At 62.3% G+C, this 14,493-nt stretch carries 13 protein-coding genes; 6 read left to right on the forward strand and 7 right to left on the reverse strand.

Features of this window, described 5'->3' with window-relative positions; translation table 11 throughout:
* The first annotated feature begins 359 nt into the window (after positions 1-359).
* The 4 genes from BEN47_RS10615 to BEN47_RS10630 all read left to right on the forward strand — a co-directional run bounded on the left by BEN47_RS10615 (position 360) and on the right by BEN47_RS10630 (position 5,022).
* Positions 360-2,021 (forward strand): BatD family protein, encoded by a 1,662-nt coding sequence (locus BEN47_RS10615; RefSeq protein WP_070728320.1) that lies wholly within the window; start codon positions 360-362, stop codon positions 2,019-2,021.
* Positions 2,022-2,126: 105 nt separating this feature from the next.
* Positions 2,127-3,206, forward strand: coding sequence for a chorismate synthase (gene aroC / locus BEN47_RS10620; protein ID WP_070728322.1), 1,080 nt, complete (start codon positions 2,127-2,129; stop codon positions 3,204-3,206).
* A 433-nt stretch (positions 3,207-3,639) separates the two neighbouring features.
* On the forward strand, positions 3,640-4,077 hold the full coding sequence (locus BEN47_RS10625; RefSeq protein WP_125921618.1) for a T9SS type A sorting domain-containing protein: 438 nt from the start codon (positions 3,640-3,642) through the stop codon (positions 4,075-4,077).
* Positions 4,078-4,158: 81 nt separating this feature from the next.
* Positions 4,159-5,022, forward strand: coding sequence for a hypothetical protein (locus tag BEN47_RS10630; protein ID WP_070728326.1), 864 nt, complete (start codon positions 4,159-4,161; stop codon positions 5,020-5,022).
* A 276-nt stretch (positions 5,023-5,298) separates the two neighbouring features.
* On the opposite strand, the gene BEN47_RS10635 is transcribed toward BEN47_RS10630, so the two are convergent.
* Positions 5,299-6,663 (reverse strand): HTTM domain-containing protein, encoded by a 1,365-nt coding sequence (locus BEN47_RS10635; RefSeq protein WP_083322321.1) that lies wholly within the window; start codon positions 6,661-6,663, stop codon positions 5,299-5,301.
* Between the two features lie 233 nt (positions 6,664-6,896).
* On the opposite strand from BEN47_RS10635, the gene BEN47_RS10640 reads away from it, so the two are divergent.
* Positions 6,897-7,499 carry a NifU family protein gene (locus BEN47_RS10640; protein WP_070728328.1) on the forward strand — a complete coding sequence of 201 codons (603 nt, stop codon included), beginning with the start codon at positions 6,897-6,899 and terminating at the stop codon, positions 7,497-7,499.
* Between the two features lie 151 nt (positions 7,500-7,650).
* On the opposite strand, the gene BEN47_RS10645 is transcribed toward BEN47_RS10640, so the two are convergent.
* From BEN47_RS10645 to rdgB, 6 genes are all read right to left on the reverse strand, one after another.
* Positions 7,651-8,040 (reverse strand): c-type cytochrome, encoded by a 390-nt coding sequence (locus BEN47_RS10645; RefSeq protein ID WP_158010978.1) that lies wholly within the window; start codon positions 8,038-8,040, stop codon positions 7,651-7,653.
* Between the two features lie 273 nt (positions 8,041-8,313).
* Entirely contained in the window at positions 8,314-11,310 is a 2,997-nt protein-coding gene (secDF, locus tag BEN47_RS10650) for a protein translocase subunit SecDF (RefSeq protein WP_070728331.1), read from the reverse strand.
* 141 nt (positions 11,311-11,451) lie between these two features.
* The gene (locus BEN47_RS10655; protein ID WP_070728333.1) at positions 11,452-11,826 is read right to left on the reverse strand and encodes a hypothetical protein; all 375 of its coding nucleotides are present in this window, start codon (positions 11,824-11,826) and stop codon (positions 11,452-11,454) included.
* 87 nt (positions 11,827-11,913) lie between these two features.
* Entirely contained in the window at positions 11,914-12,375 is a 462-nt protein-coding gene (locus tag BEN47_RS10660; RefSeq protein WP_070728335.1) for a DUF4268 domain-containing protein, read from the reverse strand.
* Between the two features lie 133 nt (positions 12,376-12,508).
* Positions 12,509-13,135 carry a uridine kinase family protein gene (locus tag BEN47_RS10665; protein ID WP_070728337.1) on the reverse strand — a complete coding sequence of 209 codons (627 nt, stop codon included), beginning with the start codon at positions 13,133-13,135 and terminating at the stop codon, positions 12,509-12,511.
* A gap of 93 nt (positions 13,136-13,228) precedes the next feature.
* The gene (gene rdgB / locus BEN47_RS10670; protein ID WP_070728340.1) at positions 13,229-13,822 is read right to left on the reverse strand and encodes an RdgB/HAM1 family non-canonical purine NTP pyrophosphatase; all 594 of its coding nucleotides are present in this window, start codon (positions 13,820-13,822) and stop codon (positions 13,229-13,231) included.
* 363 nt (positions 13,823-14,185) lie between these two features.
* Between rdgB and BEN47_RS10675 the strand changes: the two genes are divergently transcribed.
* On the forward strand, positions 14,186-14,455 hold the full coding sequence (locus BEN47_RS10675; protein ID WP_046247153.1) for a type B 50S ribosomal protein L31: 270 nt from the start codon (positions 14,186-14,188) through the stop codon (positions 14,453-14,455).
* Positions 14,456-14,493: the final 38 nt, after the last annotated feature.

The raw sequence follows: 14,493 nt of genomic DNA on the forward strand, positions 1-14,493 counted from the left end.
GGCCGCAAGAGCCAATAGCCCGTAAAATTACGGCCCTGCTAGACTGGTTTATTCGACAACTTACTTATTATCAATTCCCTAAAATAGTAGGGTAGAGTGCGGAATGACAATATGATGCCCCATGCTATCGAAGACTTATTGTTTCGGGAAACAAGTCCAGGCAAAATGGGACATTTGAAGCCAGATACGTGAGTAGGGGGGCAAAAGGATTTGAAAAGCGCATTTATTTATAATACTGGCCCTTTTTTGTTGCAGATATAGTAAATTGTGACTTTGTGAAGAAAGCGGATTCCGGGGTTTAAGGCTACTTTTAGGGGGCGCAAACGATGACCGGGGCTATGGGAAGATTTTTTGGTTGGATGGCATTGCTGCTGGGCTGGTTCGGCCCGCACCTGGCCGGGGCACAGTCTGCCAAGCCCGGCAGTACGGCTGCGCAACCCACGCCGGCCGTTGCGGTTCTCAAGCCCAGGCCCCTGCCCACCCTGCCCGGCGATGTGGCCCTGCTGCCAGGTCCCACGAGCCTGCCCGTCACGGGGGTGTTCACGCTGGCTTTTCGGCTGCGTGGCGGAGTGCTGGAGCGGTACTCCGAATTCCCGGAGCTGGAGGGGTTCAAAAAGAGCGGCAAAACCAGCACCACCACCACGCGCATTGTGCAGGGCCGCCGCTTTACTGACCTCATCATTACCCAGCGCTACGTGCCCTACGGCGAGGGCGAGTACGTTATCAAGCCCTTCCAGCTCACCGTGAACGGGGTGCTGCTGCGCAGCGTGGCCACCACCGTGCGGGTGGGGCCGGCTCCGGGCGGCGCTACTGTGCCTTCCGTTGCGCCGCCCGCCACCACGCCAGTGCCGGCCGCTCCCACTGCGGCGGCGCCGGCCATTACGCCACCGGCGGGCGGCACCGCGCCCCAGCCGGCGCCGACCACTCCACCGGCTACTCCACCGGCCCTCACAAAGTCCGCCAACCCGGCCGCTCCGCTGCAAGCCGTGGGCGACCTCGACAAACTCTTCGGCAAGCCCAAGCCCGCGCTCTACCAAGAGTTGCCCGACCGGGCGTTCCTGGCCGTGGTTGCCGACCGCCCCAGCGTGTATTTGGGCGAGGGCGTGCGGGTGGGGCTCTATTTCTACCTCACCCCACCCGACCAGGCCATGCTGGCCTTTCACGATTTCAACGACCAGCTCACGCCCCTCATCCGGCAGCTGCAGCAGTCCACGGCCTGGCAGGCACCCGGCCCCGACCCCAGCGTGACGCCCGATACCGTGCGCAGCCGCGGCCAGCTCTACCTGCGCTTCCGGCTGGCCGAAAGCGTGTATTATCCCCTCACTACCGCGCCGCTGCGCTTCCCACCCCTGGCCCTCACCATGGTCAAGTTCAGGTTTCTGAAAAAGCCCGAGGCTGGCCAGGAAAACCGGCTGGCCGATTATAAAACCTATTACTCCACCGGCGTCACGGTGCAGGTACGGCCGCTGCCACAGCAGGCCGAGCGCGACGTACTGCCCGTAGGCGCCTACCGCTTGCGCGAAGCCATCAGCCGAACCACTTTTCGGGTGGGGCAGTCGTTTACCTACACGTTTGGGCTGGAAGGCCGGGGCAATCTGGCCGCCGTGCTCGCGCCCGTGTTCAAGCCCTACCCCGGCCTGGATGTGTACGGGCCTGAAGTGCGCGAAGAAGTGGCCAACGGCGGTGGCCGGAAGCTGTTCCGGTACCGCCTGGTGGCCCGCCGGCGCGGCACCGTGCCCCTCGATAGCCTGCTACAACTCGTGGTATTCAACCCGATAACGTCCCGCTACGACACCCTGCGGCCGGGCATCCAGCCCAAGGTGCGCGGCCTTAACGCGCCGCCCGCGGCCCTGCCCAAGCCCGCCGACGACCCCTTTTACGGCCCCGCGCTGGCCAGTGCCGATGGCACCATGCAGTCGCTGGACGTGTACCGCGACGTGCGCCGCTACGCGTACTGGCTGCTGCTGGGCCTGGTGGGGGTGGCAGGCATTGGCTGGTGGCGCGCCGGGCGGCGCCCGTAGCGCGAGCGGCTCCATGGCACCGCGTACGGGGCGCTAAAACCCGGCCGCGTGCCGACCTTTGCGCCGTGTTGCCAGCGGAGCAGCACCTTCATTCTTACGTTTCCCATGTCCAATACTTTCGGTACTCTCTTTCGCATCACCACCTTCGGCGAGTCCCACGGGGCGGGCATTGGCGTTATCATTGATGGTTGCCCGGCGGGCATTGGGGTGGAAGCCACCCAAATTCAGGCGGCGCTCGACCGGCGCCGGCCCGGGCAGTCCGACCTCACCACGCCGCGCAAGGAGTCCGACACCGTTCAGATTCAGTCCGGGCTGTTTGAAGGATTTACCACCGGCACGCCCATCAGCCTGTTTATCCCCAACGCCGACCAGCGCTCCGACGACTACTCGCACATTGCCCACGCCTACCGCCCCAGCCACGCCGACTACACCTACGACGCCAAGTACGGGCGGCGCGACCACCGCGGTGGCGGCCGCAGCTCGGCCCGCGAAACGGCGGCCCGCGTAGCTGCTGGGGCCGTGGCCGCGCAGCTGCTGGCGCATTTCGGGGTCGAAGTAGCCGCTTATGTATCAACGGTGGGCGAAGTGGAAGTGCCTGTGGAGTACCAGCACCTCGACTTCTCGCTCATCGACACCAACCCCGTGCGCTGCCCCTACCCCGAAACCGCCGTGCGCATGGAAGCCCGCATCCGCGAGGCGCAGGCAGCGCACGACACCGTGGGCGGCATCATTACGGGCGTGGCCCGCCACGTGCCCGCGGGCCTGGGCGAGCCCGTGTTCGACAAGCTGCCCGCCGTGCTGGGCCACGCCCTGCTCAGCATCAATGCCGTGAAAGGGTTTGAATTCGGTTCTGGTTTTGCGGGTACACGCCTGCCGGGCTCGGTGCACAACGACGAGTTTTACACCGACGAGGCCGGGACCGTGCGTACCCGCACCAACCACAGCGGCGGCAGCCAGGGCGGCATCAGCAACGGGCAGGATATCAATTTCCGGGTGGCTTTCAAGCCCGTGGCCACGCTGCTGCAGCCCCAGCAAACCATCAACGACCAGGGCGAGGCCATCACGCTGGTGGGCCGCGGCCGCCACGACGCCTGCGTACTGCCCCGCGCCGTGCCCATCGTAGAAGCCATGACCCAGCTGGTCCTAGCCGACTTGCTGCTGCGGGCGCGGGCCAACCGGCTGTAGGAACGAACCTTGGCGCGTTCGGTAAGGCGGCAGGCGCTGTAAGAGAAACAGACCGCCGCCCGCCGCCCCAATTTGCCTGAATAGGTGGCCACGTACGACTTGCTGAACCGTTTCACTGTTAAAAACCTGTTGTTACGCAGGGTGCCGGGGCTGGCGTGCGTAACAACAGTGATTAACTTCCACCGCAACGGCGACGCGGCGCCCCTGCGCAATGACTGGCAGGCTTGGCAGCAGTCCCCGAACAGCTACCCCTCGCTGCTGCGCAAGGTGGCCGTGGCCAATGGCAGTGGGCAAGCCGTGGCCCAGTCGGGCATGGTGCCGGGCATGGAGCTGCTGAAGACGCAATACACTGCCATTGGTCTTTCAGCGATTATCGCGTGCCCCAACCACGCGTACGCGCTGCCAGGCATCTCAACCAGAGGGAAAAACAACGTTGTGTTCAGATACAAACGGCATCTGCCTGAACAACTACCCTTCCGCGGTACTGGTACAGGTGCGGGTGACCAGCGGAACCCAAACCGCCACGGCGAATTACTACGGGCAGCCGCAACAGGCGCAGGCCGTCTATCCGAACCCCGCCGACAGCTACGTGGAGATTGGCAGCGAAGAGCAAGCGCCGGACGAACCCAGCGGCTTCGCGAGCCAAAGCGCCGCCAAAGCCGGCAGCCGGGCCGCGTCTTCGGCCAACAAGCAGCAAAAGCCCATGCACATCAGCGTGCACAACGGGCAAGGCAAGGAAATCTTCAAGGCCGGCGACGTCAAAACAGCGACCTTGCGCGTGAACACGCAAGCCTGGCCGGCGGGGCTGTACCAGGTCACGGTGCAGCGCGACAAGACCCTTACCCGGCGGCAACTCAGCATCGTGCATTGATTCGCAATCGGGCGCGCCCGCCACTTCACCGCGGGCGCGCCCCCTTTCTTGTGGCACTGTCTCCCCTAACAATTTTCACTCATGAACAGGTCTTTTTCAATTGCCCTGCGGCTCGTGGCCGGGGGCGTCTTCTTTTTTTTAACGGCCTGTAAGGACGACCCGACCACGGGCACCACGCGGGTGGACGGCCAGGTGGTGGAGCGCCAGGGCCGCCGGCCCGTGGGCAACGGCACGGTGCAGGTCTGGCTGGCCGGCAAGGGCGGGGGCTACGGCCCCGTGGGCACCCCCCAGCCCTGCGACGCGCAGGGCCGCTTTTCGTTCGACTTCGACGCGACCAACGAGACGGGGTACCTGCTCAAAGCCCAAGCCCCGCCCGGCTACCTCACCGACTGGGCCGAGGCCCCGGCACTGACGGCCGGCCGGAAGAACACCGGCCTGACGGTGCCCGTGCTGGCCCCCGCCTGGCTGCGGCTCGTGCTCGTCGACGAACCGCCCAAAAGCCGGGTTATACTTACCATTACCGGTTACGCTGGTTCGGGTGAAACCCTACGCTTTCCAAATGACACCCTTTTGGTGCGGCCAATACTAGCAGGCGTTACCCCAAGTATCGCGTGGTTTATCAATGACCAAGGGCAAAGCAAACAGTCGTTTCAATTAATTCAGCCTGCCGCCTTGGACACCGTAACCGTACGCATTCCTTTCTATCGTGTCCCTCCTGTCTGCCGTGCGCCAGAGCCTATGTCCTGCCCTGTTATCAGCTGCGGGCGTCAGCTTGCTGGCGGGCTGTGGCGACGCCCCGACGTCGGGCACGACCCGGGTAGAAGGCGTGGTGGTGCAGCGCCAGAGCCGCAAGCCCGTGGGCAACGGCACGATGCAGGTCTGGCTGGCGGGCCAGGGCGGGGAAAACGTTCAAGGACGCACCACCGGGCCGGTGACGCCGGCTAGCCACAAACAACAGTATACGGGACTTCCGCAACCGTTCCACATTCAGCCATGCCGGGTAGGGCTCCGCCGAAGATGAACGTAGAACGGTTGCGGAAGTCCCACTGGCGGTCTCTGAGAACTGAACCGGCAGGTGCTCTTCGGTGCCTTTGCAACCGTGCTCTCACTCTTGGTGCTTCGCTCGCTTGCGGGCCCAGTTCGCTAGGTCCGGCTTGCCGAATGCTGAGTCCCCACCTGGGCGCTTACAACACGCCGCGGCCGAGGCCAACGAAGCGCGAATCAGTCCGGGGCGGGCGCTACCCAGGCCGCCGGCCGCAGGGTAGGGCGGTAGCGCAGTAAATTGACACTAGGAGCCACCAGGGGCTGCTCGGGGCGGCCGTTCAGCGCCACCCTGGAATCGACGAAGACGGCGGTGGGGGGCCGGCCCTGCTTCCGGTAGTCGGCCGCCAGCCAGTGGGCCACCCGCAACAGGCCGTCGGGGTAGTTGGCAAACCGGCTTTGGGCGCGGGTGACCACGTTGCCCAGGTCGGCCGTTTCCTCGTGGCCATCGGCAAAGCGCACCCGGAAGGTGGCGGTGCTGGTCTTGCTGCGCAGCATCATGTGCCAGGCAAAATCGTGGCCCTGTTCGGTCCAGTGCACCGAGCCGGGATAGAGGAAGTGGCGCAGCGGCACGGCCACCTGCACCGCGCCGTATGCGGTGAGCGCAGCTACTACGGCCACCTGCCGCCAGCTGCGCGATGGCGACTCTGCAACAGCAGTCGGCCCCGGCGCGGGTACCCGCCGCCGGAACCACCGCCCCACGGCACCCGGCAAGTGGCGCGGAAAGTCCGGGGCAAAAAACAGGGCCGTCATCAGCAGGGAAAACCACGGAAACGTGCCCAGGCCGAAGATGACGACGTTGCTGAGGTGAAAAACCACAGCCGCCCCGTAGGCCCAGGGCCGGGCCGCCCGCCACAGCAGCAAGGGGACCACCAGCAGGTCGAACAACAGGCCCGCGTAGCTCATCAGCCAGGCCAGCCAGGACTGGATGAGCAGCGGCCCCACCAGCCACCAGTGGCCCTTGTTGCCCAGCCATACGGTGAGCGGGCGGGCCGCCAGCCAGTCAGTGTTGAGCTTGGCCAGGCCCGCGAAGAAGTACACCACTCCCAGCTGGCCCAGCAATAGGAAGCGCGTCCAGGCCGGGGCGGTGGCAGCGGGTGCCACGCGGCCGGCGCGCACATCGAGCGAGGCCGCCCGGTGGGCCGGCAGCACCACCAGCAGGCTCGCAATAAGGCAAAAAAGGTAGTGGTGGTTGATGTAGGTAGTGGAATCGAGCAGAAACAGCCACCAGCAGCCCAAGCACAGCAGCAGGGCCGCGGCCCGGTAGCGCCAGCCGGCCGCCACCGCCAGCCCGCCGCCTATCACCGCGGCGTAGAGGCCATACAGTACCGGCGCCGATAAGTCGGGCAGGGGCGCCAGCAGGTAGGTGAAGTGGTGGGGCGCCTCCAGATAGCGCTGCGGATGCCCCAGCACCACCGCGCCGGCGTGCTCGGTGGCGATGAACACGCCCGCGCCCAGCCGGAAAAACACCAGCCACGCAATGTCAACGGGCCGGAAAAGGGCGTGGCGCAGGCGCGCCGCTGGGGATGAAAAGGGAGGATGCACGGGGGTGGAGCGGTGAAGAGGTAGAAGCGTATTATACGATGGCCAGCCGTGAAATAGAGCTTCACAACTTTAACTACACAGAACCTGGCGCCGGGGCGTACCTTTGCAACCTCTGCTATCCCAGCACTGTTGTAGCCAAAGTTCGAAGTAAATCAGCTGCGCGTTTTGGCTGCATTGCCGCCCCCCGCCCCTGACAACCAAGAATCTGCTACTTGACCTTAGAAAATACTCCTATGTCCGCTGTCTCCATTTATGCCGAAGCCTCCCCTAACCCGGAGAGCATGAAATTTGTCCTGAACTCCAACCTGCTGGTCGACGGCGTGAGCGTGGATTACCCCAACCTCGAAGCCGCCGCCAACTCGCCCCTGGCGCAGGAGTTGTTCGGGTTCGACTACGTGGGCCGCGTGTTCATCGCCCAGAACTTCGTCACCGTCACCAAAAGCCAGCCCGAAATGGCCTGGACCCAGCTCATTCCCGAGCTGCGCCAGTTCCTGAAAAGCTACGTAGAGGCCGGTGGCCCTATTTTCCTGGTTGACCCCGCCGCCGAGCAGAAGGCCGCCCAGGCCGCCACCGCCGGCGACCCCACCCAGCACGACGGCCAGATTGCCCAAAAAGTTATCGACCTGCTCGATAACTACGTGCGCCCCGCCGTGGAGCAGGACGGCGGCAACATTACTTTCAAAAGCTACCACGAAGGCATCGTGACTGTGAACCTGCAGGGCTCGTGCTCCGGCTGCCCCTCGGCCACCGTCACCCTCAAGTCCGGCATCGAAAACCTGCTCAAGCGCATGGTGCCCGAAGTGCAAAGCGTAGTAGCCGAAGGCATCACCGTATAGCTCAGCTGATAATCAAATTTAAAAGAGGCCGCCTGATGATTCAGGCGGCCTCTTTTGGGTTCTGCACTTCCGATGGGCTGGCCGAAAAAAGCGACATCTGCCCGGTTCTGGTCTTGTGCCTGCTTTGGGCGTGCGTGGCGCTGCTCGCGGGTTATTTCTCGGGGAAGCCGGTAGCTGTCCAGCGCTCAATGCGCTCGATGTCGCAGTCCGAGAGCTTGCTGCCAACCGGCGGCATGGCCCGGGCGCGGGGCGCGTGCCGGATGGAGTTCAACAGCACATTGGAGGGGAAGCGCTTGATGGCTTCGTAGGTGCTGAAATCATTGCCACCGCCCATGCTGTTCGCCACCTGGCTGCTGTGGCAAGCGCGGCACCTGGCATCAAAAATGGGTGAAACCACGGCAGCGTACGTGACGGGCTGCGCCTCCACGTTGCACGGCGACGGCTGCCCGCCCTTGGAATCTGTGCATCCGGCACTTGCCAGCAGCACCATGGTTGAGCCCAGCATTAGCAGCGCGGAGATGGATGATAGCGGGGTCTTCATGAATAAAAATACCATCGGGATAACAAAGCTGAATAAAGTAGGGCCACAACCGCCGGGTTGACCTGATAGCGGTATTCTGTTTCCACAAGTACCTGCGGGTCGTTGTTGCTTACGTGCTGTTCCCGCGGGTCGGTTTTATGGTGGTGTGCCCAAGTGGGGCTGCCATTGGATTGAAAAAAACCTGAACCGGCCTTCATGACGAGCCATAAAAAAAGCCCGGCACGGGGCCGGGCTTTTTTTCAAAGGCAATAGACGCTTGCCTCGTCTGCTTGCTTACACGTTAGCCTTGCTCAGCTGGGGAGCATCGCCGGTGGCAGGAGTCATGTCCTCGCCAGCGGCGCGGCGCTCCCGCTCCTCTTTCTTGCCGTAGGTGTCGAGGATAATCGGCGTGGCGATGAACAGCGACGAGTACGTGCCGAAAATCATCCCGATGATCATCGAGAAGGAGAACGAACGCAGGGTTTCGCCCCCGAAGATGTACAGCACGATTACCACCATCAGAATGGTCGAAGACGTGATGATGGTCCGCGAGAAGGTCGAGTTCAGCGCCGGGTTCACCACTTGGGCGAAGGTCAGCTTGGGGTTTTCGTGCAGGTACTCCCGGATGCGGTCGTAGATAACCACGGTGTCGTTCATGGAGAAGCCCAGCACGGTAAGCACAGCGGCCACAAAAATCTGGTCCATCTCATACACCACGCCGAAGGCGCGGGCAATGGGGAAGGCCGCAATTACCAGCAGGGCATCGTGGAACAACGCCACCACAGCGGCCATCGAGTACTGCCACTTGTCGAAGCGCAGCAATACGTAGACAAAGATGCCCAGCAGCGTGAGGCCCAGCGAGAGCACCGACGTCCGCTTGATGTCGTCGGCAATGGTAGCGCCTACTTTCGAGGCCGACGGCACCTGCGGGTTGGCCGAAGCAAATTGCGTCAGGCCCTTGTCCAGGGCGGCGCGCACTTTCTGGTCGGCTTCCACGCTTTCGTCGTTGGCCAGGTAGCCGGTGGTCACGCGCAGGCGCGACGGTGCGCCGTACTGCTTCACCTCCAGGCCGGAGCCCTCAAAGGCCGGGCGCAGCTGCTGGGCTACGTCCGAGGCCACCATGGTTTTGTTGAAGTCGATGACGTAAGCACGGCCGCCTTTGAAGTCCACGCCCAAGTTGGGGCCGCCCTGGTAGGCCATCAGGCCAAAACCGATGAGGATGACAATGGCAGAAGTCGCGTAAGCAATTTTGCGCTTGCCCACGATGTCGAAGTTCAGGTTCCTGAACAGGCCGCGCGAAAGGAAGGTATCGAAGGTCAGGCTGTGGTCATCGCGGCCCTTCACCATCCACTCGATGATGAGGCGCGACACGAACACCGCCGACAGGAACGAGGTGAGCACGCCAATACCCAGGGTAATGGCGAAGCTTTGCACGGGACCCGTGCCGAAGAAGCCGAGGATAACGGCAATGAGCATGGTGGTCACGTTCGAGTCGAAAATGGCCGAGAAAGCGCGCGAGTAGCCTTTGTTGATGGCGTCGGGTACGGTGAGGCCGTGGGCCAGCTCTTCCCGAATCCGCTCAAAAATCAACACGTTGGCGTCAATGGCCGAGGCAATAACCAGAATCAGACCGGCGATGCCGGGCAGCGTCAGCGCGGTGCCAAACTGCGCCAGCATGCCCATAATCAGGAACATGTTGAAGAGCAGCGACACGTCGGCCACCAGACCCGCGCGGCCGTAGTAAGCGGCCATGAAAATCATGATGATAACCAGGCCCGCCAGCGACGAGTACAGGCCCTGGTTGATGGCCTCCTTGCCCAGCGAAGGACCCACAATGGCTTCTTCTACAATGCGCGTGGGCGCGGGCAGCTTACCCGCCTTCAGCTGGTTGGCCAGGTCCTGGGTGTCTTCGATGGCGAAGCTGCCCGTGATGCTGGTGCCGCCGCCGGTAATCTCGCTCTGTACCACCGGGGCCGACACCACGTATTCGTCGAGCACCATGGCCACCTGCTGGCCAATGTTGGCGGCCGTCATCTTAGCCCACTTGCGCGAGCCCGCGGGGGACATGTTCATCAGCACTTCGGGCTGGCCGTTCTGGCCGATGTCGGCGCGGGCATCGCTGATAACTTCGCCGCTCATCGGCGGTACGCCGTCGCGGGTTTTGCGCACGGGCACCAGCTCCAGGTATTCCTGCTTGTCGACGGTGGTCGGCTTCAGGTTCCAGAGCAAGGCCAGGGTGGGGGGCAGCACGGCCTTCGCCTCGGGCGAACGCAGGATGGCGTTCATGCGGGCGGTGTCGCGCAGGTTCACGCCCAGGCGGCCGGGCATGGTGAAGAGGCGGGCCAGCTGGCCGCCTTTGGTAGAAGTAGCAGCCGAATCAACGGCGGCGTCTTTGGTTTTCTTGGCGAGCTGCGCAGCCAGCGACGTGGTGTCGGCGGTAGCGGCAGTGCCAGCCAGGGCTTTGGAGGTATCAGCAACCGTGGCAGTAGCGCCACCGGCTTTCCGGGCAGCTTCTTTGGCCGAAAGCTGCTGGTCGAGCTGCACGAGGTAAGGACCTACTTCGTTCTGGTTCCACACTTCCCAGAACTCCAGCTTGGCCTGACCCTGCAGCAGCTTGCGCACGCGGTCAGGGTTGTCCACGCCGGGCAGCTCAATCTGAATGCGGCCGGTGCCCTTCACGCGCTGAATGCTGGGCTGGTTCACGCCGAACTTGTCGACGCGGGTACGCAGGATGTTGAACGAGCGGTCAATGGCTTCGTCCACTTCTTTGTTGATGGCGGCCAGCACCTTATCGTTCGACGAGTTGATGTCGATGTTGCGGCTTTTGTTGGTGGTGTTGGCAAAAATGGTAGCCAATGGCTTGCCGGGGGCCGCCGCCTGGTAAGCCTGCGAAAACAGCGCCGTGAAGGGCGTACCCGAGTTGGTTTTCTGGGCCAGCTGGGCCTGCTCCAACGCCTTGTTGAAGGCCACGTCTTTGCTGTTGCCGCTCATGGCTTTCACAATTTCTACCGGCGAAACCTCCAGCGTGACGTGCATGCCGCCTTTCAGGTCGAGGCCGAGGCCCAGCTCGCTCTGGCGCACCTCGCGGTACGTGAACGGGCCGTATACCGGCGCGCGCCACACCGAGTCGAGGTAGTGCTGGCGGGCCGCTTCGTTGAGTTTGCCGTTGGTGGTGGCGTAGTCCACGGCCTTCTGCTGCACCCCACGCGAGACGTAGGTGAAGAACAGAAAGTACGCGCACAGCGCCGTTACCACGAGGGTTAGGGCGATGATTAATCCTTTGTTACGCATCGAAATTGAGTTATGAATTAAAAGTTATGAGTTGAGGGCGGGTTGGAATTATGAATAGAAGCCGTATTGGCAGCGCGGGAAAGTAAAAATTCCGCCCAGGCAGCCAACTCATAACCTTTAACTCATAACTCATAACTCCCCTTAGGGTGCTTGCGGCGAGAGCGCCACGGCCAGCAACCGCGCCCGGAAAACCTCACCGGCTCGCACGCCGGCCAGCAGGCGCGGCACGGCCAGGGCCCGCCGCAGCGCGGGGAGCCACATGGCGGGTACGGCGCCCGGCAGCCAGGCCATGGCGAGCGGGGCTACAAAATGGTCCAGCGTGGCGGTGGCTTCCAGTATTACTTTTTGCTTGACCACCGTCGCCTTGGGCGGGGCCGTTAGCCGGGTTTCTCCCTTGCTCACGGGCAAGCGCAGCACACTCACGGCACGCTGGTTCAGGCCCAGCACCAGCAGCACCGAGACGGCGAGCAGGGCATAGCGCAACGAAAACCAAAAGCGGGAGAGCAAAACCAACATGGGCGTAAACGGGGACTACAAAGATAATCCTTTGCGGGGAAAGTTGGTAAACAACGTCATAAACCGCCTCAAAGCCCTATTCAGGCCTTATTTCAACGCCTCAAACGTGTACTGGGCATCGGTCCAGAAAGCATCCAGGGCAATGAGGCGGGGCTTAAAAAACGAGATAAGCGCCGGCCAGTCGTCTCGGTTGAACAGGTTCACCGGACTCAATTCCTTATAAATGCGGCTGAAGGGCAGGCCTTGCGCATCGGTGGCATGGGCTTCCCAGGTCCACGCTTCGCCCAGGGTTTCGTGCAGCACGTTTTTCACTTCCTCAAACTGCTCAAAAAACAGCTCCCGAATGCCCGCGTCCGGATGGGTCAGTTCGATGGCGATGGTGGCGCGGCGGTTGTCGGCCTGCATCCGGAAATACACGTGCTTGAGGCCGGTCTTGTAGTTTATCCAGTTGGTCGTGTCGCCTTCGGCTGAGGGCACCGGCGCCATGTACTGGCCAAAAGCCGTCCAGAAAGCCTGGCGTAGCTGGTTTACTTCTGCTTTGCTATACATCGGAACGAAGACGCGAGCCCGCACGACGCAGGCCCGGGGTGGGCAAATAGATGGGCCAAAGAAAAGACTCCGGCCGCTACTGGAGCCACCGGAGCCTCGTCCTCATTTATATTATTAAGCCAGGAAACGCAGCCTACTCTGCCGCCACCACCTTGCCCTGCAGGAAACCCACTAGTACCTCCAGGCCCTTCTCGAAGTGCCGATTGTTGGGGATTACGATGTCGGCGTAGTGCTTGTATGGCGCAATAAACTGCTCGTAGGTGGGCGCCACGTGGTGGGTGTAGCGGTAGAGCACATCGGCCAGGTCATAGCCCCGCTCGTCGCGGTCGCGGATGATGCGGCGGTGCAGCTTCACGTGTTCCTGAGCGTCGATGTACACCTTCAGGTCGAGCAGCTTGGCAATTTCTTCGAAGTGAAACACGAAAATGCCCTCCACCACCACGATGGGCGCCGGCCGAAACACTAGCTCCTTGGGGGTAGCCGCCGCGTTGTTGAACGTGTATTCCTTGCGCCGCACCTCGTGGCCCTGGCTGATGCGCAGCACGTCCTCGGCGTAGGCCGCGGCGTCGATGCTGGCGGGCAAGTCAAAGTTTTCCACCCCTTTGTCGTCGCGCATCTGCTTTTCGCGGGGGTGGTAGTAGTTGTCTTGGGAAATGAGGCAAATCTGGTCTTCGGGGAAAGCTGCCAACAGCCGACGCAGAAACGTGGTTTTGCCAGACGCGCTGCCGCCAGTGATGCCAATAAGATAAGGGGTGTGCATAGCGGGCAAAGGTAACGCTTCGCTCAATGAAGAATTAATAAGGAGGAATGAGGAATTGGAACATGACCATATGGGGCCAAAATTCCTCATTCCTCATCTCGCATTCAAATACGCGAGCAATTTCGCCACGGCGCGGGCCCGGTGGCTGATGCGGTTTTTTTCGGTGCCGCTCATTTCGGCGAAAGTCCGGCCGTCGCCCTCGGTTGGCACAAACACGGGGTCGTAGCCAAAGCCGCCCGCGCCGCGTGGTTGTTGTATGATAGTGCCGTCTACCTCGCCATCAAACTCGTGCACGGTGCCATCGGCCCCGGCCAGCGCCACCACGGTGCGGAAGCGTGCCGAGCGGTCGGTAGTCCCGTGCAGCTCCTGCACCAGCTTAGCCACGTTGTCCTCGGCCCGCCGCTGGGGCCCGGCGTAGCGCGCCGAATACACGCCCGGCTCGCCGTTGAGGGCATTCACTTCCAGGCCGGTATCATCGGCGAAGCAGGCCACGCCATAGTGCTGGAGCACGTACTCGGCCTTCTGGCGCGCGTTGCCTTCCAAGGTGTCCTGGGTTTCGGGCAGCTCTTCCGCACACTCAATGTCGGCCAGGCTCAGCAGCGTGAGGCCGGGTGGCAGCAGCGGCCGGATTTCATCCAGTTTGTGCGCGTTATTAGAGGCAAAGCAGAGTTGGGTGGGCGTTGGCATCTGGAAACGGGAAGTGGAAGAGCAAAGGTGCGGCAAAAGTAGCGCCGTGCGGTGCCCTCCGGCCGGACTCAGCCACAGGCCGTGCCATTAAATGGTTCGCAACGATACTTGCGTAGAAGTACTGCGCGGCGTAATCTCGACCCCAATCAAAATGCGCCGGGAGCGCAACGACCCTGCTCGCAGCAGTGCTGGGCCCCACTATCCGGCCATTTGGGAAAGGCCAGCCCGCTCGGCAACGCCCACTGGCAGCGCCGCTTAGACGAGAATTATTGGGTTCGGAGTTGGGTATTTACGAGCTAAGCCGTACTTTTGCAGTCCCTTCCGCAAAATCGGCAGGGTTCAACTGGTAAAACTGGCCCCGATATGAAAAAAGAGACCCACCCCGAGTATCAGGAAGTCGTGTTTCAGGACACGTCCTCGGATTTTAAGTTCATCACCCGCTCCACGATGAAGCCGACCGACACCATCACGATGGAAGACGGCAAAACCTATCCCCTGGTGAAGATTGAAGTGAGCTCCGCCTCGCACCCCTTCTACACCGGCAAAAACATGTTCATCGACACCGCTGGTCGCGTGGAGAAATTCCGCAGCCGCTACGCCAAAAAAGAGCAGGCCAGCGCCAACAAAGAATAGCTTTCTGTTAGCTATCAGCGTCAAGCTGCAAGCCACAA

The organism is Hymenobacter lapidarius (assembly GCF_001816145.1).
Lineage (GTDB): Bacteria > Bacteroidota > Bacteroidia > Cytophagales > Hymenobacteraceae > Hymenobacter > Hymenobacter lapidarius.